Source organism: Enterobacter sp. BIDMC 30 (assembly GCF_000534355.1).
GTDB classification, from domain to species: domain Bacteria; phylum Pseudomonadota; class Gammaproteobacteria; order Enterobacterales; family Enterobacteriaceae; genus Enterobacter; species Enterobacter ludwigii.
On sequence record NZ_KI973169.1, the window covers coordinates 4,191,917 to 4,216,589 of the forward strand.

Annotated in this window: 21 protein-coding genes; 11 read left to right on the top strand and 10 right to left on the bottom strand. The window is 54.5% G+C overall.

The window, feature by feature from the left end:
* The first annotated feature begins 10 nt into the window (after positions 1 to 10).
* The gene (locus tag L466_RS02700) at positions 11 to 802 is read left to right on the top strand and encodes a DUF2950 family protein (protein WP_020882590.1); all 792 of its coding nucleotides are present in this window, start codon (positions 11 to 13) and stop codon (positions 800 to 802) included.
* 52 nt (positions 803 to 854) lie between these two features.
* Here L466_RS02700 and lpdA read toward each other — a convergent pair whose 3' ends face one another.
* From lpdA to pdhR, 4 genes are all read right to left on the bottom strand, one after another.
* Positions 855 to 2,279, bottom strand: a complete 1,425-nt coding sequence (gene lpdA, locus L466_RS02695) for a dihydrolipoyl dehydrogenase (protein ID WP_020882589.1) — start codon at positions 2,277 to 2,279, stop codon at positions 855 to 857.
* Positions 2,280 to 2,477: 198 nt separating this feature from the next.
* Complete coding sequence (aceF, locus tag L466_RS02690) at positions 2,478 to 4,373, bottom strand: pyruvate dehydrogenase complex dihydrolipoyllysine-residue acetyltransferase (RefSeq protein WP_014168654.1); 1,896 nt, start codon at positions 4,371 to 4,373, stop codon at positions 2,478 to 2,480.
* 14 nt (positions 4,374 to 4,387) lie between these two features.
* Entirely contained in the window at positions 4,388 to 7,051 is a 2,664-nt protein-coding gene (aceE, locus tag L466_RS02685; protein ID WP_014168653.1) for a pyruvate dehydrogenase (acetyl-transferring), homodimeric type, read from the bottom strand.
* A gap of 123 nt (positions 7,052 to 7,174) precedes the next feature.
* Complete coding sequence (gene pdhR, locus L466_RS02680; protein WP_013095596.1) at positions 7,175 to 7,939, bottom strand: pyruvate dehydrogenase complex transcriptional repressor PdhR; 765 nt, start codon at positions 7,937 to 7,939, stop codon at positions 7,175 to 7,177.
* Between the two features lie 537 nt (positions 7,940 to 8,476).
* Here pdhR and aroP point away from each other — a divergent pair.
* The 3 genes from aroP (at position 8,477) to L466_RS02665 (ending at position 12,370) form a co-directional block, all read left to right on the top strand.
* Complete coding sequence (aroP, locus tag L466_RS02675) at positions 8,477 to 9,847, top strand: aromatic amino acid transporter AroP (protein ID WP_014168651.1); 1,371 nt, start codon at positions 8,477 to 8,479, stop codon at positions 9,845 to 9,847.
* A gap of 164 nt (positions 9,848 to 10,011) precedes the next feature.
* A complete protein-coding gene (locus L466_RS02670; protein WP_014168649.1) occupies positions 10,012 to 11,409 on the top strand; it encodes a glycoside-pentoside-hexuronide (GPH):cation symporter in 1,398 nt (465 codons plus the stop codon).
* Positions 11,410 to 11,419: 10 nt separating this feature from the next.
* Positions 11,420 to 12,370, top strand: coding sequence for a glycoside hydrolase family 43 protein (locus L466_RS02665; protein WP_032681654.1), 951 nt, complete (start codon positions 11,420 to 11,422; stop codon positions 12,368 to 12,370).
* An 18-nt stretch (positions 12,371 to 12,388) separates the two neighbouring features.
* Here the strand turns inward: L466_RS02665 and ampE are convergent, their stop codons facing one another.
* Positions 12,389 to 13,243 (bottom strand): beta-lactamase regulator AmpE, encoded by an 855-nt coding sequence (gene ampE / locus L466_RS02660; RefSeq protein ID WP_025205391.1) that lies wholly within the window; start codon positions 13,241 to 13,243, stop codon positions 12,389 to 12,391.
* Between the two features lie 9 nt (positions 13,244 to 13,252).
* Positions 13,253 to 13,804 (bottom strand): 1,6-anhydro-N-acetylmuramyl-L-alanine amidase AmpD, encoded by a 552-nt coding sequence (gene ampD, locus L466_RS02655; RefSeq protein ID WP_032681656.1) that lies wholly within the window; start codon positions 13,802 to 13,804, stop codon positions 13,253 to 13,255.
* 87 nt (positions 13,805 to 13,891) lie between these two features.
* Between ampD and nadC the strand changes: the two genes are divergently transcribed.
* The 4 genes from nadC (at position 13,892) to hofC (ending at position 17,963) form a co-directional block, all read left to right on the top strand.
* Positions 13,892 to 14,785, top strand: coding sequence for a carboxylating nicotinate-nucleotide diphosphorylase (nadC, locus tag L466_RS02650; protein WP_032681658.1), 894 nt, complete (start codon positions 13,892 to 13,894; stop codon positions 14,783 to 14,785).
* 173 nt (positions 14,786 to 14,958) lie between these two features.
* A complete protein-coding gene (ppdD, locus tag L466_RS02645) occupies positions 14,959 to 15,396 on the top strand; it encodes a prepilin peptidase-dependent pilin (protein ID WP_032681660.1) in 438 nt (145 codons plus the stop codon).
* A 10-nt stretch (positions 15,397 to 15,406) separates the two neighbouring features.
* Positions 15,407 to 16,789: a type II secretion system protein GspE gene (gene gspE, locus L466_RS02640; protein ID WP_032681661.1), complete on the top strand. Its 1,383-nt coding sequence runs from the start codon at positions 15,407 to 15,409 to the stop codon at positions 16,787 to 16,789.
* The gene (gene hofC, locus L466_RS02635; protein ID WP_032681663.1) at positions 16,779 to 17,963 is read left to right on the top strand and encodes a protein transport protein HofC; all 1,185 of its coding nucleotides are present in this window, start codon (positions 16,779 to 16,781) and stop codon (positions 17,961 to 17,963) included. The genes gspE and hofC overlap by 11 nt, the downstream gene beginning before the upstream one ends.
* Before the next feature lie 33 nt (positions 17,964 to 17,996).
* On the opposite strand, the gene L466_RS02630 is transcribed toward hofC, so the two are convergent.
* Entirely contained in the window at positions 17,997 to 19,040 is a 1,044-nt protein-coding gene (locus tag L466_RS02630) for a GMP reductase (protein ID WP_014168641.1), read from the bottom strand.
* A gap of 228 nt (positions 19,041 to 19,268) precedes the next feature.
* On the opposite strand from L466_RS02630, the gene coaE reads away from it, so the two are divergent.
* From coaE to yacG, 3 genes are read left to right on the top strand one after another with little or no spacing between them, the layout of a single operon-like run.
* Positions 19,269 to 19,889: a dephospho-CoA kinase gene (gene coaE / locus L466_RS02625; protein ID WP_032681665.1), complete on the top strand. Its 621-nt coding sequence runs from the start codon at positions 19,269 to 19,271 to the stop codon at positions 19,887 to 19,889.
* Positions 19,889 to 20,632, top strand: a complete 744-nt coding sequence (zapD, locus tag L466_RS02620; protein ID WP_014168639.1) for a cell division protein ZapD — start codon at positions 19,889 to 19,891, stop codon at positions 20,630 to 20,632. The genes coaE and zapD overlap by 1 nt, the downstream gene beginning before the upstream one ends.
* Before the next feature lie 9 nt (positions 20,633 to 20,641).
* The gene (yacG, locus tag L466_RS02615; protein WP_020882580.1) at positions 20,642 to 20,836 is read left to right on the top strand and encodes a DNA gyrase inhibitor YacG; all 195 of its coding nucleotides are present in this window, start codon (positions 20,642 to 20,644) and stop codon (positions 20,834 to 20,836) included.
* A gap of 1 nt (position 20,837) precedes the next feature.
* Here yacG and mutT read toward each other — a convergent pair whose 3' ends face one another.
* From mutT to secM, 3 genes are read right to left on the bottom strand one after another with little or no spacing between them, the layout of a single operon-like run.
* Positions 20,838 to 21,230: an 8-oxo-dGTP diphosphatase MutT gene (gene mutT / locus L466_RS02610; RefSeq protein ID WP_014168637.1), complete on the bottom strand. Its 393-nt coding sequence runs from the start codon at positions 21,228 to 21,230 to the stop codon at positions 20,838 to 20,840.
* Between the two features lie 57 nt (positions 21,231 to 21,287).
* A complete protein-coding gene (gene secA, locus L466_RS02605) occupies positions 21,288 to 23,993 on the bottom strand; it encodes a preprotein translocase subunit SecA (protein WP_014168636.1) in 2,706 nt (901 codons plus the stop codon).
* Between the two features lie 60 nt (positions 23,994 to 24,053).
* Entirely contained in the window at positions 24,054 to 24,557 is a 504-nt protein-coding gene (gene secM, locus L466_RS02600; protein ID WP_072126512.1) for a secA translation cis-regulator SecM, read from the bottom strand.
* Positions 24,558 to 24,673 lie beyond the last annotated feature (116 nt).

The following is a 24,673-nucleotide window of genomic DNA, read 5'->3' on the forward strand; positions in this document are numbered from 1 at the left end:
GGAAGCCGACATGAAAAGCAAATTACTCAGTGGGATCGCGTTATTCATGCTGTCGGCCGCCGCAATGGCGCAGCAATCTTTCAGCACGCCAGACCAGGCAACCGATGCGCTGGCCAGCGCCATCAGTGAGCAAAATGAAAGCGCGATGAACACCCTGCTCGGTGAGAACTGGCGTGATTTTCTGCCGCCGGAAGGGGTGGATCCTGATGCCGTGGATCGCTTCCTGCGCGACTGGAAAGTGCGGCACAATACGGTCGTTGACGGGAATAAGGCACATCTTGTGGTCGGTGACAGCGACTGGCAGCTACCGATTCCGGTGATCAAAACCGCCTCTGGCTGGCAATTTGATATCAAAGAAGGGGCTGAAGAGATCCTGACCCGCGAGATTGGCCGCAACGAGCTCGCCGCCATCGAGGCGCTGCACGCGTATGTGGATGCACAGCAAAGCTATTTTGCGCTGAACCAGAAATATGCGCAGAAGATTGTCAGCTCAGCCGGCAAAAAAGACGGCTTATACTGGCCGGCCTCGCCCGGCGAAGCCCCCAGCCCACTCGGTCCGGCCTTCAGCCCGAAAGAACCCGGCACTGGCTATCATGGCTACCGTTTTCGCATCCTACCGGATAAAAACGGTTTTGCCATGGTGGCCTGGCCAGTCAGCTACGGCCAGACGGGCGTGATGAGCTTTGTAATAAACCAGACCGACAAGGTGTACCAGTCGGACCTCGGCAGCGAGTCAGAGAAGAAAGCGCAGGCGTTACCTGCTTATCACCTGGATCACACCTGGCAACCGGTCGCCCCATAACGCAGGCAAAAAAAACGCCTCCGGAGGAGGCGTTTCGCAATCATGAAGAAACTTATTTCTTCTTCGCTTTCGCGTTAGGCAGGTCGGTGATGCTACCTTCGAACACTTCTGCCGCCAGGCCAACAGACTCGTGCAGAGTCGGGTGAGCGTGGATAGTCAGCGCGATGTCTTCAGCGTCACAACCCATTTCGATAGCCAGACCGATTTCACCCAGCAGCTCGCCGCCGTTGGTACCGACAATCGCACCACCGATCACACGGTGAGTCTCTTTGTCGAAGATCAGTTTGGTCATACCGTCTGCGCAGTCGGAAGCGATAGCACGGCCAGAAGCAGCCCACGGGAAGGTGGCGGTTTCGTAGCTGATGCCTTTCTCTTTCGCTTCTTTCTCAGTCAGACCCACCCATGCCACTTCTGGCTCGGTGTAAGCGATAGATGGGATCACTTTCGGATCGAAGTAGTGTTTCATGCCGGCGATAACTTCAGCGGCAACGTGACCTTCGTGAACACCTTTGTGCGCCAGCATTGGCTGACCGACGATATCGCCGATAGCAAAGATGTGCGGCACGTTGGTGCGCAGCTGTTTGTCAACGCGGATGAAGCCACGGTCGTCCACTTCCACGCCTGCTTTGCCCGCGTCGAGGTTTTTACCGTTCGGCACACGGCCGATAGCCACCAGCACGGCGTCGTAACGCTGTGGTTCGGCAGGGGCTTTTTTGCCTTCCATGGAAACGTAAATACCGTCTTCTTTCGCTTCAACGGCAGTCACTTTGGTTTCCAGCATCAGGTTGAATTTCTTGCTGATACGTTTGGTGAAGACTTTAACGATGTCTTTATCGGCAGCCGGGATAACCTGGTCGAACATTTCAACCACGTCGATCTCTGAACCCAGCGCATGGTACACGGTACCCATTTCCAGACCGATGATACCGCCACCCATAACCAGCATACGCTTAGGTACGGATTTCAGCTCCAGCGCATCGGTGGAATCCCACACGCGTGGATCTTCATGTGGAATGAATGGCAGCTGAATTGGACGGGAGCCCGCAGCGATGATCGCGTTGTCGAAGTTGATAACGGTTTTGCCGTTTTCGCCTTCCACTTCCAGGGTGTTCGCGCCGGTGAATTTACCCAGACCGTTTACCACTTTCACTTTACGGCCTTTGGCCATACCTGCCAGACCACCGGTCAGCTGAGTGATAACTTTCTCTTTCCAGGTACGAATCTTGTCGATATCGGTTTTCGGCTCGCCGAAGACGATACCGTGTTCAGCCAGTGCTTTGGCTTCTTCGATAACTTTCGCAACGTGCAGCAGAGCTTTAGAAGGGATACAGCCTACGTTCAGGCAAACACCACCGAGGGTGTTGTAGCGTTCTACGATTACGGTTTCCAGACCTAAATCAGCGCAACGGAAGGCAGCAGAGTAACCCGCCGGGCCTGCCCCAAGTACCACGACCTGAGTTTTGATTTCAGTACTCATCATGACCTCTTATTGATTTCCGGCGGTCCAGGTACTTGTCGCCCTTCATCCACCGGGACGTTCTATCCGCCCGCAGTTTACAAAATTGTTAACAATTTTGAAACAACAAACGGCTCACGAATTGTCGCTTTTCGCCAATAACCTCACAGACCACATGAGATTAACAGAAAAAAGCCGGCCGACTGGCCGGCTTTTCGATTACATCACCAGGCGGCGAATGTCGCTCAGGGTGTTGTTGATGATGGTGATGAAACGCGCACCATCAGCACCGTCGATCACGCGGTGGTCGAAGGACAGAGAGATTGGCATCATCAGACGCGGCACGAACTCTTTGCCATTCCATACCGGTTCCATCGCGGACTTGGACACACCGAGGATAGCCACTTCCGGCGCGTTAACAATCGGTGCGAAGTGGGTAGTACCCAGGCCGCCGATGCTGGAGATAGTAAAGCAGCCGCCCTGCATTTCGCCGGCAGTCAGCTTACCATCACGCGCTTTTTTGGAGATGGTGGTCAGTTCACGGGACAGCTCAGTGATGCTCTTCTTGTTCACGTCTTTAAAGACCGGAACAACCAGACCATTTGGCGTATCAACCGCAACACCGATGTTGATGTATTTCTTCAGCGTCAGCTTCTGGCCATCTTCGGACAGGGAGCTGTTGAAGCGTGGCATCTGCTCAAGCGCCGCAGCAACGGCTTTCATGATGAAGACGACTGGGGTGAATTTCACGTCCAGTTTACGCTTCTCAGCTTCGGCATTCTGCTGTTTACGGAACGCTTCCAGATCGGTGATATCCGTTTTGTCGAAGTGCGTAACGTGCGGGATCATCACCCAGTTACGGCTCAGGTTGGCACCAGAGATTTTCTGGATACGACCCAGTTCCACTTCTTCGATTTCACCGAACTTGCTGAAGTCCACTTTCGGCCATGGCAGCATGCCCGGAATACCGCCGCCAGCGGCAGCAGCAGGGGCAGCTTCAGCGCGTTTCACCGCGTCTTTCACATAGGCCTGAACGTCTTCGCGCAGGATACGACCTTTACGGCCAGTCCCTTTCACTTTCGCCAGGTTTACACCGAATTCGCGCGCCAGGCGACGAATCAGTGGCGTAGCGTGAACGTAAGCGTCGTTCTCAGCGAACTCAGATTTACCTTCTGCTTTTGCAGCAGGGGCAGCAGCAGGTTTAGCCGCCTGAGCCGGTGCAGCGGCAGGTGCTGGTGCAGCAGCGGCAGCCGGAGCAGCAGCTGGCGCAGCGCCTTCCACTTCGAAGACCATGATCAGAGAGCCCGTAGACACTTTGTCGCCGGTGCTGATTTTGATCTCTTTAACGGTACCCGCGAATGGCGCGGGTACTTCCATAGACGCTTTGTCGCCTTCAACGGTGATCAGTGACTGTTCAGCAGCAACTTTGTCGCCCACTTTTACCATCACTTCGGTGACTTCAACTTCGTCACCACCGATGTCAGGTACGTTGACATCTTTCGCACCGCCAGCAGCAGGTGCAGCGGCCGGTGCCGGCGCAGCAGCCTGAGCAGGCGCGGCAGCAGGTGCAGCACCTGCCACTTCGAAGATCATGATCAGAGAGCCGGTAGAAACTTTGTCACCGGTGTTGATCTTGATCTCTTTAACCGTACCCGCGAATGGCGCCGGCACTTCCATAGAGGCTTTGTCGCCTTCTACGGTGATCAGGGACTGCTCAGCCGTAACGCTATCGCCCACTTTCACCAGGATTTCAGTGACTTCTACTTCGTCACCGCCGATGTCAGGCACGTTGACTTCTTTTGCCGCAGCAGCTGCTGGTGCAGCCGCCGCAGGAGCAGCTTCTTTCTTCTCTTCCTGCGCAGGTGCAGCAGCTGCTGCACCGTCGGCGGAATCGAAAATCATGATCAGTTTGCCAGTCTCGGTTTTATCGCCAACAGAGACTTTGATCTCTTTAACGATGCCAGCCTGAGGAGACGGAACTTCCATAGAGGCTTTATCGCCTTCTACAGTGATCAGCGACTGTTCAGCTTCAACTTTGTCGCCCACTTTGACCAGGATCTCGGTGATTTCAACTTCATCAGCCCCGATGTCCGGTACTTTGATTTCGATAGCCATTCTTCTTTTACCTCTTACGCCAGACGCGGGTTAACTTTATCTGCATCGATGTTGAATTTGGTGATTGCGTCCGCAACCACTTTCTTATCGATTTCGCCACGTTTAGCCAGTTCGCCCAGTGCTGCTACAACCACGTAAGATGCATCCACTTCGAAGTGGTGACGCAGGTTTTCGCGGCTGTCAGAACGACCGAAGCCGTCAGTACCCAGTACGCGGTAATCATCAGCCGGTACGTAAGTACGAACCTGCTCAGCGAACAGTTTCATATAGTCAGTAGACGCAACCGCAGGCGCGTCGTTCATCACCTGAGCGATGTATGGAACGCGTGGCGTTTCCATTGGGTGCAGCATGTTCCAGCGCTCACAATCCTGGCCATCACGCGCCAGTTCAGTGAAGGACGTTACGCTGTACACGTCAGAGCCAACGCCGTAGTCGTTCGCCAGGATCTGTGCCGCTTCACGTACGTGACGCAGGATAGAACCGGAGCCCAGCAGCTGAACTTTACCTTTGCTACCTGCAACGGTTTCGAGTTTGTAGATACCTTTACGGATACCTTCCTCGGCACCTGCTGGCATGGCCGGCATGTGGTAGTTTTCGTTCAGCGTGGTGATGTAGTAGTAAATGTTCTCTTGCGCTTCACCGTACATGCGCTGCAGACCGTCATGCATGATGACTGCCACTTCGTACGCGTAAGACGGGTCGTAAGAGATACAGTTAGGGATAGTCAGAGACTGAATATGGCTGTGACCATCTTCGTGCTGCAGACCTTCACCGTTCAGGGTCGTACGACCAGAAGTACCACCGATCAGGAAGCCGCGAGCCTGCTGGTCGCCTGCCTGCCAGCACAGGTCACCGATACGCTGGAACCCGAACATGGAGTAGTAAATGTAGAACGGGATCATCGGCAGGTTGTTGGTGCTGTAAGAGGTCGCAGCAGCCAGCCAGGATGCGCCTGCGCCCAGCTCGTTGATACCTTCCTGCAGGATCTGACCTTTCTCGTCTTCTTTGTAGTAAGCAACCTGCTCACGGTCCTGCGGGGTGTACTGCTGGCCGTTCGGGCTGTAAATACCGATCTGACGGAACAGACCTTCCATACCGAAAGTACGCGCTTCGTCGGCAATGATTGGAACCAGACGATCTTTGATCGACTTGTTCTTCAGCATCACGTTCAGGGCACGAACGAAAGCGATAGTGGTAGAGATCTCTTTGTTCTGCTCTTCCAGCAGCTGAGAGAAATCTTCCAGCGCTGGCAGTTCCAGCTTCTCGGTGAAGTTAGGCTGACGAGCTGGCAGGTAGCCTTTCAGCGCCTGACGACGTTCGTGCAGGTACTTATGCTCTTCAGAACCTTCAGGGAAGGTGATGTAAGACAGGTTTTCTACCTGCTCATCGGTCACTGGAACGTTGAAACGGTCGCGGATATAACGCACGCCGTCCATGTTCATTTTCTTAACCTGGTGAGCGATGTTTTTACCTTCTGCGGTATCACCCATGCCGTAACCTTTGATGGTATGGGCCAGGATTACAGTCGCTTTACCTTTGGTTTCACGTGCTTTTTTCAGTGCAGCGTAAATTTTCTTCGGATCGTGGCCGCCACGGTTCAGAGCCCAGATCTGTTCGTCAGTCCAGTCTGCAACCAGTGCTGCGGTTTCAGGATATTTACCGAAGAAGTGCTCACGAACGTAGGCACCGTCTTTGGATTTGAAGGTCTGGTAGTCACCGTCAACGGTTTCGTTCATCAGCTGGATCAGTTTACCGCTGGTGTCTTTACGCAGCAGTTCGTCCCAACGGGAACCCCACATCACTTTGATCACGTTCCAGCCAGCACCGGCGAAGATGCCTTCCAGTTCGTTGATGATCTTGCCGTTACCGGTTACCGGACCATCCAGACGCTGCAGGTTACAGTTGATGATGAAGCACAGGTTGTCCAGTTTCTCACGGGTCGCAATGGTGATTGCGCCTTTCGATTCTGGCTCATCCATCTCGCCATCGCCCAGGAAGGCGTAGACGGTCTGTTCAGAGGTGTCTTTCAGACCACGGTGTTCCAGATATTTCAGGAATTTAGCCTGATAGATAGCACCGATTGGGCCCAGACCCATGGATACTGTCGGGAACTGCCAGAATTCTGGCATCAGTTTAGGGTGTGGGTAAGAAGACAGACCTTTACCGTGAACTTCCTGACGGAAGTTGTTCATCTGCTCTTCAGTCAGACGACCTTCCAGGAATGCACGTGCATAGATGCCCGGAGAGATGTGGCCCTGGAAGTACACCAGATCGCCGCCGTCTTTCTCGTTAGCTGCACGGAAGAAGTGGTTGAAACACACTTCGTAAACGGTCGCAGAAGACTGGAAGGACGCCATGTGGCCACCCAGCTCCAGGTCTTTCTTGGACGCGCGCAGAACGGTCATGATGGCGTTCCAGCGGATTGCAGAACGGATACGGCGTTCCAGATCCAGATTGCCCGGGTATTCCGGTTCGTCTTCAACGGCAATCGTGTTTACGTAGTTGCTAGCCCCTGCACCTGAAGCAACCTTCACACCGCCTTTGCGGGCTTCAGAAAGCAGCTGATCAATCAGATACTGAGCACGCTCAACACCTTCTTCACGGATGACCGATTCGATCGCCTGTAGCCAGTCGCGAGTTTCGATCGGATCCACGTCATTTTGGAGACGTTCTGACATGGGGGTATTCCTTATCTATCTAATACGTTGATTTGTCTGGAACCTGTCCCATTGTGCTCTTGGGCAAGAACACAATAAGACAGGTTCTGCGTTTAGTTGCCGCGCTCTAAAAAACCCTGGCGCTTAATCCTTTCGTTGCTGTATGCGGCGTAATGAACGTTCGCGACGCGATTGTTCACGGCTGCGGTCCAGCAAGATTTCCTCAATGAAAGCCAGATGTCGGTGCGACGCTTCGCGCGCCTGCTCCGGTTCCCCGGCCATTATCGCCTCGAATACTCGGGTGCGATGGTTGCTTACCAATGGGAGCATGTCCCGACGGGCATACAACAATTCAAAATTCTGACGAACGTTCTGGGCCAGCATCGGCTCCATGCAGCGTAGCAGATGGAGGAGCACAACATTGTGTGCAGCTTCGGTGACGGCGATTTGATACTGGACAACGGCATTGGACTCGGCGTCTAAATCGCCGGATTGCTGTGCCCGTTCAATGGCCTGATGAAGTTCGCGGATACGCACGCGATCTTCATCAGTGCTACGAAGTGCGGCGTAATAGGCCGCGATACCTTCTAGCGCGTGACGGGTCTCAAGCAGATCAAACTGGGATTCTGGGTGGTCAGAGAGAAGTTCTACCAGCGGATCGCTGAAGCTCTGCCACAGGCTGTTTTGCACAAAGGTTCCGCCGCCCTGGCGACGAAGCAGCAAGCCCTTTGCTTCGAGACGTTGAATCGCCTCACGCAGAGAGGGACGTGAAACGTCGAACTGTTTTGCCAGCTCGCGTTCTGGCGGAAGTTTCTCACCCGGGCGCAGTGTCCCTTCGAGGATTAAAAACTCCAGCTGCTGCTCAATCACATCAGATAGTTTTGGTTGGCGAATTTTGCTGTAGGCCATATTCCCTGTCTTACGCCTTTTTGCCCGGAGTCAATTGGTCTTACCAATTTCAAGTTCGTATCGCTAAAGTAACAAAGTATTCACCTTCTGTCCATATTGGTTTTGATTGAAATCAGTAAACCCTGCACATTTTAACAACCTTACAGAAATAACGTTTCAGAAATGTAACTTCGCACAAATGAGTTAGTTACTCCCTTAGTGGGAGTTTTAACCTTAATGAAACGAGGGTTTTTGCAATCTGAAGCGATTCAACAACGCAAAATATGAAATTTTGCCCACTTACGGAGCATTTCTATTCTAAAGGTTGGGGTAAGAAGGGTTAGCGGGGTGATTTACAAATGCTTTCTTTTTATTCAACTCGTCATCGCCCCGTCATAAAGCAGGTGCATTCGCTGGCACTTACCACTATTCTGGCGCTTACGGAAGACATCTCCGCTTTTTTCGGTCTCATTGACTGTAAAGAAATAAATACAGAAAACGGATATTCATAATTACACACGCGTCGCGTGAACATAACAACCACACACGAGGTTTCAAATGGAAGCTCAACAGCACGGCGATCAGCTAAAGCGCGGTCTGAAGAACCGCCATATACAGCTAATCGCACTGGGCGGTGCTATTGGCACTGGACTGTTTCTGGGAAGTGCATCCGTTATCCAGTCTGCCGGTCCCGGCATTATTTTGGGTTACGCCATTGCCGGTTTTATCGCTTTTCTGATTATGCGCCAGTTAGGTGAAATGGTCGTTGAAGAGCCGGTTGCGGGCTCTTTCAGCCACTTTGCCTATAAGTACTGGGGGAGTTTCGCCGGTTTCGCGTCAGGCTGGAACTACTGGGTGTTGTACGTTCTGGTTGCCATGGCTGAACTGACCGCCGTCGGGAAATACATTCAATTCTGGTACCCGGAGATCCCCACCTGGGCTTCTGCTGCGGCCTTCTTCGTCATCATTAACGCCATCAACCTCACCAACGTTAAAGTCTTCGGTGAGATGGAGTTCTGGTTTGCCATCATCAAAGTGGTTGCCGTCGTTGCGATGATCATCTTTGGCGGCTGGCTGCTGTTTAGCGGCAACGGTGGCCCGCAGGCCACGGTACGCAACCTCTGGGAACAGGGCGGCTTCCTGCCTCACGGCATGACGGGCCTCGTGATGATGATGGCAATCATTATGTTCTCCTTTGGTGGTCTGGAGCTGGTCGGCATCACCGCAGCTGAAGCTGACAACCCGGAGCAGAGCATCCCGAAAGCGACCAACCAGGTTATCTACCGTATTCTGATTTTCTATGTGGGCTCACTGGCCGTTCTGCTCTCTCTGCTGCCGTGGACGCGCGTTACTGCCGACACCAGCCCGTTTGTCCTGATTTTCCACGAACTGGGCGATACCGTCGTGGCGAATGCGCTCAACATCGTGGTGCTGACGGCGGCGCTGTCGGTCTATAACAGCTGCGTATACTGCAACAGCCGTATGCTGTTCGGCCTGGCCCAGCAGGGTAACGCGCCGAAGATGCTGCTCAACGTCGACAAGCGTGGCGTTCCGGTGAACACCATCATCGTTTCGGCGATCGTAACGGCGCTGTGTGTCCTGATTAACTATCTGGCACCGGAATCGGCGTTTGGCCTGCTGATGGCGCTGGTGGTCTCTGCCCTGGTTATCAACTGGGCGATGATCAGCCTGGCACACATCAAGTTCCGCCGTGCCAAGCATCAGCAGGGTGTGAAGACTCGCTTCCCTGCCCTGCTCTATCCGCTGGGCAACTGGATCTGCCTGCTGTTTATGGCGGGAGTGCTGGTCATCATGCTGCTAACCCCGGGTATGGCAATCTCGGTGTACCTGATCCCAGTCTGGGTTGCCGTTCTTGGTATCGGCTATCTGTTTAGCCAGAAAAGCCGCAACGCCCTGAAAGCTCACTAAGTCTCCCCCGCGGTATCTGCGTTTTGCAGGTACCGCGTGTTGTTACCTCCCTCACAATTTCACGCCAACAGCGCATTTATCCATATCACCGCCCTGATACTGCAACGCATATATTCGTTTGCCAGCAAATAATTCTCTCCATACCGTAACCCGGAGAGCAGTCTATGGATAACGCTAAACTGTCAGTAAAAGAAAAGATCGGCTATGGGATGGGCGATGCAGGTTGCAACATCATCTTTGGCGCCATCATGTTGTTTGTTAATTATTTTTATACCGATATTTTTGGCCTGGCACCTGCACTGGTCGGCGTACTGCTGCTGTCTGTCCGCGTAATTGATGCCGTAACGGATCCGATTATGGGGGCCATCGCCGACCGTACCCGCAGTAAATATGGCCGGTTTCGTCCATGGCTGCTGTGGATTGCCTTTCCCTATGCGCTGTTCAGCATCCTGATGTTCACCACGCCAGAGTGGAGCTACAACAGCAAAGTTATCTATGCCTTCGTCACCTATTTCCTGCTCTCTTTAACCTATACGGCAATCAACATTCCTTACTGCTCGTTAGGCGGCGTGATTACCAACGATCCGCAGGAACGTGTTGCCTGCCAGTCCTATCGCTTTGTGCTGGTAGGTATCGCCACGCTGCTGCTGTCGCTGACGCTGTTACCGATGGCCGACTGGTTTGGTGGTGACAACAAAGCCAAAGGCTACCAGATGGCAATGACCGTGCTGGCGCTGATTGGTACCGGTATGTTCCTGTTCTGCTTCTATACCGTTCGCGAGCGTGTACGCCCGGCGGTACAGACTCATGACGAGCTGAAAAACGACCTGAAAGACGTGTGGAAGAACGACCAGTGGGTGCGCATTCTGCTGCTGACCCTGTGCAACGTGTGCCCTGGCTTTATCCGCATGGCGGCCACGATGTACTACGTGACCTGGGTTATGGGCCAGAGTACCCATTTCGCCACGCTGTTTATCAGCCTGGGCGTGGTTGGCATGATGCTCGGCAGTATGCTGGCGAAAGTCCTCACCGACCGCTGGTGTAAGCTGAAAGTGTTCTTCTGGACCAACATCGTGCTGGCTATTTTCTCCTGCGCCTTCTATTTCTTCGATCCGAAAGCCACGGTCACCATTGTGGTGCTCTACTTCCTGCTGAACATCCTGCACCAGATCCCATCTCCGCTGCACTGGTCGCTGATGGCCGACGTCGATGACTACGGTGAGTGGAAAACCGGTAAGCGCATCACCGGAATCAGCTTCTCCGGTAACATCTTCTTCCTCAAACTGGGGCTGGCGATTGCCGGTGCGATGGTTGGTTTCCTGCTCTCCTGGTACGGTTATGACGCGGGGGCGAAAGCGCAAAGTCCGGATGCCATCAACGGTATTGTATTGCTGTTTACCGTGATTCCGGGCGTCGGGTATCTCATTACCGCAGGCGTGGTACGTCTGCTGAAGGTTGACCGCGAAACGATGAAGCAGATCCAGGAAGACCTCGAGAAGCGTCGCAACAATTATCGCGAGCTGAATAATTATCAGGAACTCAAAGCCGCTGAGACGAAATAAGGAAAGCCGAATGCACACCTGGCCAAACCCGTTTATTGAACAACGTGCCGACCCCTATATTCTGCACCACGAGGGGCTGTACTACTTTATCGCCTCCGTGCCGCAGTACGACAGGCTCGAGATCCGTCGCGCCGACTCGCTGGAAGGACTACGCGATGCCGAAGAGGTCGTGGTCTGGCGTAAACCGGAGACCGGGCCGATGAGCCAGCTGATCTGGGCACCGGAACTGCACCACATTGACGGTAAGTGGTATATCTATTTTGCAGCCACCCATACCCAGGCGCTGGACAGCCTCGGGATGTTCCAGCACCGTATGTTTGCGCTGGAGTGTGCGGACCACGATCCCCTCACCGGGACGTGGATCGAGAAAGGCCAGATTACCACCCCGTTCGACACCTTCGCACTGGACGCCACCACGTTCGTCCATCAGGGAAAACGCTGGTATTTGTGGGCACAAAAAGCCCCGGATATCTCCGGAAACTCCAACCTCTATCTGTGCGAAATGGCGAATCCGTGGACGCTCAAAGGCGAGCCGGTGATGCTCAGTAAACCGGAGTATGACTGGGAATGCCGCGGATTTTGGGTCAACGAAGGTCCGGCAGTGCTGTTTCACGAAGATAAGCTGTTTATCAGCTACTCCGCCAGCGCTACGGATGAGAACTATTGCATGGGGTTACTGTGGATAGACATGAACGCCGATCCGCAAAATCCGGCGAACTGGCATAAAGCATCGCGTCCGGTTTTCCGAACCAGCGTCGAGAATCGTCAGTTTGGGCCCGGGCATAACAGCTTCACACAAACGCCGGAGGGAGAGGACGTGCTGGTCTACCACGCGCGAAACTACACCGAGATTGAAGGCGACCCGCTCTATGACCCGAATCGTCACACGCGTCTGAAACACGTGCGCTGGGACGAAAACGGGATGCCTGACTTTGGCATCCCGCCTGCTGATACGCTCTGACCGGTACGGCGCGCTGGCTTAGACCAGCGTGCCGTAAATGGTCAGCAACGCCACGACCACGACCACCACAAACGACGTTTTCTTCGCCATGGAGACAGCCGCTTTCGGCGTTTCAATCTTGTCGGTATGCGGCTCACGCGCCAGCGAGAACTGCGCCAGACGTGTTAACACCTGATACTGAGACGTGTGACGGTCGGCAAGCGAAGCAAACCATGCCGGCAGCGCTTTTTCACCGTGGCCAATTAACGCATAAACGACGCCCACCAGACGTACCGGGAGCCAGTCCAGCACATGCAGAATGGCATCGATACCCGACAATAAACGTTCATGCGGGGTAAGGTAACGGGCAAGCCAGGTCTGCCAGGCGCGCAGAAACGCATAGCCCATCAGCAGTACCGGTCCCCACGGACCACCCACCACAAACCAGAACAGCGGTGCCAGGTAGTAACGGAAGTTGATCCACAGCAGCGCATTTTGCAGTTCGCGCAAAAATTCACGCTCATCGCAATCCGGCGGCACGCCGTGGATCATCGTCAGCTCGCTCGCCATGGCGCCCCGCGCATGGGCATCGTCACGGGATGCGGCTTTCAGATAGGCGTGGTAGTGCATACGCACCTTGCCCGCGCCAATACAGAGCACGCCAAGCAGGATCCACACCACCAGCAGCGGCACGTTGAAAAAGAGGCCGTAAAGCGAACGCAGCAGTAAAAACGTTATAACCATCACGCCAGCGGTCATCAGCAGCGTGCGCAGCATGGAAAAATGTTTAATCCGGCGGAAAAGCACCTCCAGCCGGTGATCCAGATGCCAGTGCTCACCGAGTTTGAACAGGCGTTCAGCGATGATAACCAGCAGCATGGTAAACAACGTCATGTTATCTCCTTATTCTGACGACGCGGTAAGCAAGGCGCGAAACCGGGGCCAGTCAAAAGCCGGGCCGGGATCGGTTTTTCTCGCCGGGGCAATATCGCTGTGTCCCGTAATATTCCCGGCTATCGCGGGATAGAGCCCGATCAGCGTTTGGGTTACAGCCACCAACTGTTGATACTGTGAATCGGTGTAGGGGGTGGTGTCAGTGCCTTCCAGCTCAATCCCGATGGAAAAATCATTGCAGCGTTCGCGTCCCTGGTACATCGACACGCCGGCATGCCAGGCGCGCTTATCAAAAGGGACGTACTGAACCACTTCGCCGTCGCGACGGATCAGACAGTGAGCCGACACGCGCAGATGCGCAATCTCAGCAAAGAAAGGATGGGCATCAGGATCCAGGGTCCCCGTGAATAACGCGTCGATCCACGGGCCGCCAAACTCACCCGGCGGGAGACTGATATTATGAACAACCAGCAGTGTGGGCTTTTCATCCTCCGGGCGGCAGTCGTGGTGCGGCGAGGGCACATGCCGCGCATCCACCAGCCATCCGTTTTCTAACAACATGCTGGAACTCCTTATGTATGGTGCTGTTACTCGGTTCAGAGTAGCATGTTTCAATATTATGATTCGTTACCAATTTGGAGTTTTATCATGCCGCCTCGCCGTTACAACCCCGACAACCGACGTGAAGCGCTTCTGGAACGTATTAGTATGGATATTCCGGCAAGCGTTGCCCATGCCCTGAAAGAAGATCTGGGCGGTGACGTCAGCGCCGACAGGGATATTACCGCACAATTATTGCCAAAAGAGACTCGCTCACATGCGGTCATTATTACGCGCGAAGAGGGTATTTTTTGCGGTAAGCGTTGGGTTGAAGAGGTCTTTACCCAACTGGCAGGCGATGAGGTGCAGATCACCTGGCATGTCGACGACGGTGATGCGATTACGGCAAATCAGCCGCTGTTCGAACTTGATGGACCTTCCCGCGTACTGCTGACCGGCGAACGAACCGCGCTGAACTTCGTGCAGACGTTGTCCGGTGTGGCAAGCGAAGTGCGTCGCTACGTTGACCTGCTGGCGGGTACCCGCACGCAGTTGCTGGATACCCGCAAAACGCTACCGGGTCTGCGCACTGCGTTGAAATACGCGGTGCTCTGTGGCGGCGGTGCAAACCATCGTTTGGGGTTGTCTGACGCGTTCCTGATTAAAGAGAACCATATCATTGCCTCAGGATCCGTGCGTCAGGCGGTCGAAAAAGCCTTCTGGCTGCATCCGGATGTGCCCGTCGAAGTGGAAGTCGAAAACCTGGAGGAGCTGGAGCAGGCTATCAAGGCCGGCGCCGATATCATCATGCTTGATAACTTCGAAACCGGGCAGATGCGCGAGGCGGTAAAACTGACCAACGGCAAAGCCCAGCTTGAAGTATCCGGCAACGTGACGTTTGATACGATCCGTGAATTCGCCGAGACCGGCGTTGATTTCATCTCCGTTGGGGCGCTGACCAAGCACGTTCGCGCCCTCGACCTCTCGATGCGTTTCAAATAATGACTCTCCCCTCTCGTTGCGGAGAGGGGAAATTCACTCCCGCTCGCAAAAGCATTGCCCTACCCTGCAACACGCCACGAATTCCCTGAAAGCCCCTTCACGTTCCTTTTTTTGCCCCTCGTTTCTGCGCTGTCTCACTGCCAGAGTAGCCCTACTTAACGTAAGGAGCAGACATGGACAGACAACAAGGATTCACACTCATTGAGCTGATGGTGGTGATCGGCATTATTGCCATTCTGAGCGCCATCGGCGTTCCCGCGTACCAGAACTACCTGCGAAAAGCAGCGTTGACCGATATGCTGCAAACCTTCATTCCCTACCGCACCGCCATTGAGCTTTGCGCCCTGGATCACGGCGGCGTGGAGAGCTGTGACGGAGGCAGTAATGGCATCCCGTCCCCCACCACTACCCGCTACGTTTCAGGCATGAACGTGGCGAAAGGCGTCGTGACCTTAACCGGCCAGGAGAGCCTTAACGGGCTGGAGGTGGTCATGACGCCACAATGGAATAATGGCAACGGCATGACGGGGTGGACGCGTGACTGCAACATCGGTACCGACAGCGCGCTCAAGCAGGCCTGTGAAGACGTTTTCCGCTTCGACACCCACTGAGGAGCGGATGATGAATACCGATCAGCTTGTCGCACTTTGTCTGCGTCACCATGCCCTTCTGCTGAGCAGCGATAGCGACATGATTAGCATTGCCGTCGTGGGAAACCCCGGCCCTGAACTGATGGAAGCCCTGCGTTTCGCTACCCAGAAACGGATTGATATCGAGTGCTGGAGCACCGAGCGCATGGAAAAACACCGGCAGTTAACCACACAAACGCATCTGCCCGTCGTTACGCCGACACACTCAGCGGTGGATATTCTTAACCACACGCTGCAGCAGGCGATAAACCAACGCGCTTCTGATATTCATATTGAACCGATGGAGCAGACTTGCCAGATTCGCCTGCGCATCGACGGCGTGCTTTGCCCGCAGCCCCCACTGTCAGCCGCGCTGGCGACCATGCTCAGCGCCCGGTTAAAAGTGCTGGGTAACCTCGATATTGCGGAGCGCCGCTTACCGCAGGACGGTCAGTTTACGATTGAGCTGGCAAACGAGCCGGTCTCATTTCGCATCGCCACGCTTCCCTGCAGCGGGGGTGAAAAAATTGTACTGCGCCTGCTGCATCAGGTTCAGCAATCTCTTGAGCCAGAAACGTTGGGGATGAATGCTAAACAGCTGGCCGGCTTTAGCGAAGTGCTCCACCAGCCGCAGGGGCTGATTCTGGTTACCGGCCCCACCGGCAGCGGTAAAACCGTGACGCTGTATAGCGCGCTGCAGGCTCGAAACACGCCGGATGTGAACATCTGCAGCGTGGAAGACCCGATAGAGATCCCGCTTGCAGGATTAAACCAGACGCAGATAAACCCGCGTGCGGGCCTCACCTTCCAGACGGTGCTGAGAGCGCTGCTACGTCAGGATCCTGACATCATTATGGTCGGCGAAATTCGTGATGGCGAAACGGCAGAGATTGCCATTAATGCCGCACAAACCGGGCATCTGGTGTTGTCGACGCTACACACCAACTCGACGGCGGAAACCCTGATCCGCCTGCAGCAGATGGGGGTGGCGCGATGGATGATCTCTTCCGCCCTCTCGCTGGTCATCGCCCAGCGACTGGTGCGCCGTTTATGCCCCCATTGCCGCCATGAAACCGACAAGCGGGCAGAACTGCCTCGCTCCGTTTGGCCCCGGCCGCTACCGCGCTGGCAACCCACCGGCTGTGAGCGCTGTTATCACGGTTTTTATGGTCGCGTCGCCATTTTTGAAGTGCTCGTCATTGACCAGACACTCCGGCAGGCCATTGCCAGCGGAGCGGGGTCAGAGGTGATTGAGGCCAGCGCCCGTCAGGCAGGAATGACATCCCTTTTCGAACATGGCTGTATGGCTGTTGAACAGGGACTGACCACGCTCGAAGAGTTGCTGCGTATCCTGGGAATGCCCGATGGCTGCTAATCACCTCTGGCGCTGGCGTGCGCTATCCGTTGAAGGGGAGCCCCGAAGCGGGGCTCTGTGGGCAACTGACCGGAATGCGGCTTTCGACAGGCTGATGCGCAAAGCGCTACATCCTCTGACAATCACCCGCTGCACGCAGAGGTATCGCTGGCGACCATATCACCGCTACGAGGTATTTCACCAGCTCGCCACGCTTTTGCAGGCGGGCCTGACACTGTCTGACAGCCTGCAGATGCTGGCGGACCAGCATCCGATAACGCCCTGGCAGGCACTCCTGCAAAGCCTTGCCGATGAGCTGAGTGAAGGATGCCCTTTTTCTGAGGCGCTGAAGCGCTGGCCCGCGGTATTTAGCCCACTGTATGTGTCGATGGTGAAGACCGGCGAGCTAACCGGGAAGCTGGAGACGTGCTGCCGTGAGCTTGCCCAGCAACAAAAATCACAGCAGCAACTCAGTGCGAAAGTGAAAAAGGCACTGCGTTACCCGATGGTAATCCTGGCTCTGGCGGTACTCGTGGTGCTGGCCATGGTCACTCTGGTCTTGCCCGAGTTCGCTGCCATCTACAAAACGTTTAATACCCCACTCCCGATGCTGACACAGATAGTCATGGGAATGGCAACGTTTATACAGTCCTATGCCCTCGCGCTGTTCGCGGGGCTACTCCTTCCCATGATCATCGCCTGGGGTTTGCGGCAGGATCCGCGCTGGCAACACGTACTGCTGCATATCCCCGTCATGGGCGCGCTGGCTAAAGGACAAAAGCTGGGGCAAATTTTTACCGTACTGTCGCTCACGCAGCAGGCGGGCATCGCTTTTTTAAAGGGTCTGGAGAGTGCAGAAGAGACGGTTGAGAGCAGGTACTGGCAGGGGATACTCCGCGCCATCCGGGAAGACATTGAAAAGGGTTATCCCCTTTGGGCATCCTTTCAAAAGGCGGCGGTTTTTACTCCGCTGTGTATTCAGCTATTGCGAACCGGCGAAACGTCAGGTGCGCTCGATATCATGCTGGTAAACCTGGCGCGTTACCACACGGAGCAAACCTTTCAGTCAGCAGATAACCTGGCTGCAGTGCTGGAGCCTGTGCTGCTGATCGTGACGGGTGTGATTATCGGCACGCTGGTGGTGGCAATGTATCTGCCTATCTTCCATCTCGGGGATGCGATGAGTGCGGGATAACGCTGGCACACGGATGTGCGCCAGCTTACGCGATTACAGGCTATTGAAAACGCGGTTTTCCTGTTCCTGAACGCGGATAAAGGTCGTGCGTTTCGTCAACTCTTTCAGGCGGGATGCCCCCACATAGGTGCAGGCCGAACGCAGGCCACCAAGAATATCACGCGCGGTATTCTCAACCGGGCCGCGCAGCGGCAGCTTCACGGTTTTGCCTTCTGCCGCACGGTATTTTGCAACGCCACCCACGTGACGGGTCATCGCCGATTCAGAGCTCATACCGTAGAACAGCATAAATTTCTCACCGTTCTCTTCCACCACGGTACCGCCACTCTCTTCGTGACCTGCCAGCATACCGCCAAGCATCACGAAGTCTGCGCCGCCGCCGAAAGCTTTCGCGACATCACCCGGGGTAGTACAACCGCCGTCACTGATGATCTGGCCGCCCAGGCCGTGCGCAGCATCGGCACATTCAATAACCGCAGAAAGCTGCGGATAACCGACACCGGTTTTGACACGCGTGGTGCACACGGAACCCGGGCCAATGCCCACTTTGACGATATCTGCGCCAGAGAGGATCAGCTCCTCACACATCTCGCCGGTCACTACGTTACCCGCAATGATGGTTTTGTTCGGCCAGGCTTCACGCGCCTTGCTCACGAACTGCACGAAGTGTTCGGAATAACCATTCGCTACATCAATACAGACGAAGTTCAGCGCGGGGTTACTCTTGAGGATTTGTTTGGTCTTTTCGAAATCGGCATCTGAGGTTCCGGTAGAGACCATCACATGCTTCACGACCTCAGCAGAAGCGGATGCCACAAAGGCGTTCCACTCTTCAGGGCTGTAGTGTTTGTGAACTGCCGTGAGGATGTCGAACTGTGCCAGCGCGGTTGCCATCTCGAAGGTTCCCACGGTGTCCATATTGGCAGCGATGATCGGCACGCCAGACCAGGTCTGACCGGAATGTTTAAAGGTGAATTGACGTTCGAGTTCAACGTCTGAGCGACTTTTCAGTGTAGAGCGTTTAGGGCGGATAAGAACGTCTTTGAAACCTAACTTCAGATCTTCTTCGATACGCATGTGCGGATTCCTGGGGTTAGAGGCAAATATGTTAAAAGCACAACTCCAGTGACGTTATCATACGCACTAATACCTGCTCCGCAAGACTGCGAAATTCTCTTTTTTTACGCTACAATCCTATAAATTTACCTGGTAAAAAGCCGGTAAAGAGAGCTAAACATTGGCTGGCATACGTTTGAATTTCAACCAACTGATTTTAATAATGAATAATTCCCAGGATTTGATTTAATGGGGTATACCGTCGCATTAACCGGCGGCATCGGTAGTGGCAAAAGTACCGTTGCGGACGCTTTCGCTCGCCTGGGTATCGCGATTATTGATGCCGATATCATTGCCCGTCAGGTGGTAGAACCGAATACACCCGCGTTAAAGGCCATTGAAGAACATTTTGGCCCGGCCATCATTAATGCGGACGGCACGCTAAATCGCCGACAGCTTCGCGAATGCATTTTTTCCGATTCTGCGGAAAAGGTCTGGCTTAATGCCCTGCTCCACCCCATTATCCACCAGGAAACCCAGCGTCATATTGCCGCCGCCCGCTCACCGTATGTGCTGTGGGTAGTTCCGTTGCTGGTAGAAAATCAGCTGCAGAAGAAAGCCGATCGGGTTCTGGTCATTGATGTCCTTCCCGAAACGCAAATCCAGCGAACCATGACGCGCGATCGCGTCTCGCGCGAACATGCCGAACAAATTCTTGCCGCTCAGGCCACGCGCGATCAGCGCCTGGCCGTTGCGGATGATGTTATTGATAATAACGGCGCACCAGATGCCATTGCATCGGATGTTGCCCGTCTGCACGCGCAGTATTTGACCTTCGCCGCGCAGGCCGTTGCACAGGAAAAACCATAATGTCGACTCACATCCTTTTTGAGCATCCGCTTAACGAAAAAATGCGTACCTGGCTGCGTATCGAATTTCTTATTCAACAACTCTCGCAACATCTGCCTGTCAACGATCACGCCACTGCGTTGCACTTCTTCCGCAATGTGGGCGACCTGCTGGATGTGATTGAACGTGGAGATGTTCGCACCGAATTACTGAAAGAACTTGAGCGTCAGCAGCGTAAACTGCAGGCATGGGCGGAAGTCCCGGGTGTTGATCAAAGCCGTATCGATTCCCTGCGTCAGCAGTTAAAAAGCAGTAGCAGTACGTTAATGGCTGCCCCTCGCGTTGGCCAGTTTTTGCGTGAAGATCGCTTGATTGCCCTGGTACGCCAGCGCCTGAGTATTCCCGGTGGATGCTGCAGCTTTGACCTGCCGACGCTTCATATGTGGCTGCACATGCCGCAAACGCAGCGTGATGCGCAGGTGAATATCTGGCTGGAAAGCCTGGAGCCGATGCACCGGACGTTATCGCTGATCCTCGATCTTATCCGTAACTCTGCGCCGTTCCGCAAGCAGACCAGCCTGAACGGTTTTTACCAGGATAACGGGGACGATGCCGATCTGCTGCGACTGAACCTTTCGCTCGACGTGCAGCTTTACCCGCAAATTTCCGGGCATAAGAGCCGTTTTGCGATTCGCTTTATGCCGCTGGACAGTGAAAATGGCACCGTGCCGGAACGCCTCGATTTTGAACTGGCCTGTTGTTAAGGAGTGCCAATGTCTGACGTAACCATCGTAAACTGCCCAACCTGTGGCAAAAGTGTTGTCTGGGGCGAAGTGAGCCCATACCGCCCATTCTGCTGTAAACGCTGTCAGTTAATTGACCTGGGCGAATGGGCGGCGGAAGAGAAACGCATTCCGAGTGAAGGCACTCTTTCGGACAGCGATGACTGGAGTGAAGAACAGCAGTAAATTAAACGCCCTGCACTAACCGGGTAATCACAGGCTCATTTGCCGGCGGGAATTTGTCGGCATCGCTTGCCTGCAGTTCAACCCAGTTACCCGGTTGCCCCTCTTTGCCCCAGGGATCCCCCTCCCAGTTTTCCACCAGCCAGAACCAAAGCGTAATGTGACGGTCGGGAAACTGGTATTCGAGCTTGTCAAACAGCGTTGCGCCAAGCGGGGTGATCCCCACTTCTTCCTGAAGCTCACGGATCAGCGCCTGTTCCGGCGTTTCGCCTGACTCGATTTTCCCGCCCGGAAACTCCCATTTGTTCGCCATATGGGCGTCGGCGGCGCGCTGGGTGATAAAGAACTGGTTTTGCGGGTTGCGAATAATCCCGACGGCAATTTGCAGTATTTTCATATTGTCGCTTCCATAAAAAAGGCGCAGATTTCTGCGCCTTTTTGTTTTGTTATGAATTTAGCTCAGACGACCGTGGCACGCCTTGTATTTTTTACCGGAACCACACGGGCACGGATCGTTGCGGCCAACTTTACGATCGCCAGTCTGGGCCGCGATCGCTGCCGCAGCTTCGCTCTCGTCAGTCTGGTGGCTCAGCTGTTGCATCTGTGCCAGACGCTCAGCTTCTTCACGGCGCTGTTGCTCCATTGCTTCCACTTCTTCCGGCATGCGTACCTGAACTTTGCTCAGGGTGCTGATCACTTCATACTTCAGTGACTCCAGCATGGACGCAAACATGGCGAAGGATTCACGCTTGTACTCCTGCTTCGGATCTTTCTGCGCGTAACCACGCAGGTGGATACCCTGACGCAGGTAGTCCATCGCCGCCAGGTGCTCTTTCCACAGGGAGTCCAGCGTTTGCAGCATCACGCCTTTTTCGAAGTGACGCATCATCTCAGCGCCAACGACTTCTTCCTTACGCTTGTATACGTCCAGCGCGGTTTCGAAAATACGTTCACGCAGGGTCTCTTCGTGCAGCTCAGGCTCTTTGTCCAGCCACTCTTTGATTGGCAGTTCGAGGTCGAAGTCGTTTTTCAGGCGTTCCTGCAGACCTTCGATATCCCACATTTCTTCCAGAGACTGCGGTGGAATATGCGCGTCGATAGTCGCTTTGAATACGTCTTCGCGAATGCTGTTGATGGTGTCGCTCACGTCGGACACGTCCAGCAGTTCGTTACGCTGGGTATAGATGGCACGACGCTGGTCGTTGGCCACATCATCATATTCCAGCAGCTGCTTACGAATATCGAAGTTGCGGCTTTCCACTTTACGCTGAGCGTTAGCAATCGCTTTAGTGACCCACGGGTGTTCAATGGCTTCGCCAGGTTTCATACCCAGTTTACGCATCATGCCGGAAACACGGTCGGAGGCGAAAATACGCATCAGCGCATCTTCCATAGACAGGTAGAAGCGGGAAGAACCGGCATCGCCCTGACGACCCGCACGGCCGCGCAGCTGGTTATCGATACGACGAGATTCGTGACGTTCGGTACCAATGATATGCAAACCACCGGATGCCAGCACCGCGTCATGGCGTACCTGCCAGTCCGCTTTAATCTGAGCAATCTGCTCCGGCGTTGGGTTTTCCAGCTCGGCAATCTCTGCCTGCCAGCTACCACCCAGCATAATGTCGGTACCACGACCCGCCATGTTGGTGGCGATTGTTACCGCTGCCGGGTAACCCGCCTGCGCAACGATATCCGCCTCTTTGGCGTGGAATTTGGCGTTAAGAACGTTGTGTTTGATGCCCGCTTTGGTCAACTCATTGGAAACCACTTCGGATTTCTCGATGGAGATTGTCCCCACCAGCACCGGCTGGCCATTAGCGGTACGATCGCGAATATCTTCAATGATCGCCTGAATTTTTTCCGCTTCAGTCATGTACACCAGGTCCGGCATATCCTTACGGATCATTGGACGGTTGGTTGGAACGACCACAGTATCCAGTTTGTAGATGGAGCTGAATTCAAATGCTTCGGTATCTGCAGTACCGGTCATCCCCGCCAGCTTCTCGTACAAACGGAAGTAGTTCTGGAAGGTAATAGAGGCCAGCGTCTGGTTTTCATTTTGAATATCAACGCCTTCTTTGGCCTCAACGGCCTGATGCAGACCGTCAGACCAGCGACGTCCCTGCATGGTACGGCCGGTGTGCTCATCAACGATGATAACTTCACCATCTTTCACGATGTAGTCGACATCGCGGGTGAACAGCGCGTGGGCACGCAGCGCGGCAGTGACGTGATGCATCAGCATAATGTTCGTCGGAGAGTACAGAGACTCGCCCTCTTCCATGATGCCTTCAGCCACCAGCAGCTCTTCAATTTTCACCAGACCGCGTTCGGTCAGGTTCACCTGGCGCGCTTTTTCATCGACAGAGAAGTGACCTTCACCCTGGAAGGTGTCGGAATCTTCTTTCTCCTGACGCAGCAGGTGCGGAATGATTTTATCGACTTTACGGTACATCTCGGAGCTGTCTTCGGCCGGGCCGGAGATGATCAGCGGGGTACGCGCTTCATCGATCAGGATGGAGTCCACCTCATCCACCAGCGCATAGTGCAGTTTACGCTGGACGCGCTCTTCAGGGCTAAACGCCATGTTGTCACGCAGGTAGTCGAAGCCGTATTCGTTGTTGGTACCGTAGGTGATATCCGCGTTATAGGCTTCACGTTTGGCGGGTGCCGGCAGACCGGACATGTTGATGCCAACGGTCATGCCCAGGAATTCGAACAGGGGACGGTTGTTTTCGGCATCACGCTGTGCCAGATAGTCGTTGACGGTAACGACGTGAACGCCTTTACCGGTCAGTGCGTTCAGGTAGGCGGGCAGCGTTGCGGTCAGGGTTTTACCTTCACCGGTACGCATTTCCGCGATGCAGCGCTCGTTAAGCACCATACCACCCAGCAGCTGAACGTCGAAGTGACGCATGCCAAACACACGTTTACTGGCCTCACGCACAACGGCGAAGGCTTCAGGGATCAGGCTTTCCAGCGTTTCGCCTTTTTCAAGACGCGCGCGGAATTCTACGGTTTTCGCTTTCAGCTCGTCATCAGAGAGCTTCTCCATCGCCGGCTCCATGCCATTGATGACGGTAACAGCTTTGCGCATACGGCGCAGGGTACGATCGTTACGACTACCAAAAACTTTTGTTAACAATTTGATTAGCATAATAAATTCTCAAACGCCCCAGGTTGGGCAGATAAATTAAGGTATTGAAAAAAGGTTAATTTAGCTGAGGCGTTGAGGCCCGGCGCGGATGCCGTGGGCCTGGCTAATCCATGTCGAAACGGAGAAGGTCGCAGGAGGAACGTGCGCGATTTGCGTGGTCTGACGCACCATGACGGGTGGCTGACTGTCCTGCGTAAGCAGCGCGTTAAGCGTGTCCAGCAGAGCAAGATGCTGCGCCTGTACCGGCAGCGTCTCTTCAGCAACAGGCAGTGCCTGCGGAGCCATCGCAAATGACAGATGGCGAATAACGGTACGGATCGCATGCTGGTGCCAGTAATCCACCGAGAAATTCGGGCGGCGATTGGCTTCAAGCCACGCCAGGTTAGTAAAATTAACCCGCGTGTTGAGATCGTGTTTGGTTGTGGAGGTCTTCGTCGGCGTCGCCGCTTCCGCACTGTTGCTGAGCGCAGGCAAGCCGAAACTCGCCGCGACCATCCCCAATAAGAGATGCGGCCAGAAGTAACGTCTGCCAAATTGTCGCCAGCGCGTCAGTATTCCGCTCACTTGCTCCACCACATTAAGCCAGCCTTCAACAGGCTGAATTCAATTATTCTTTTAAGCGCCCAGATATTACCACTAAAGCCAATACACAGCAGCAGGAATGACGTATTGCTGCGGGG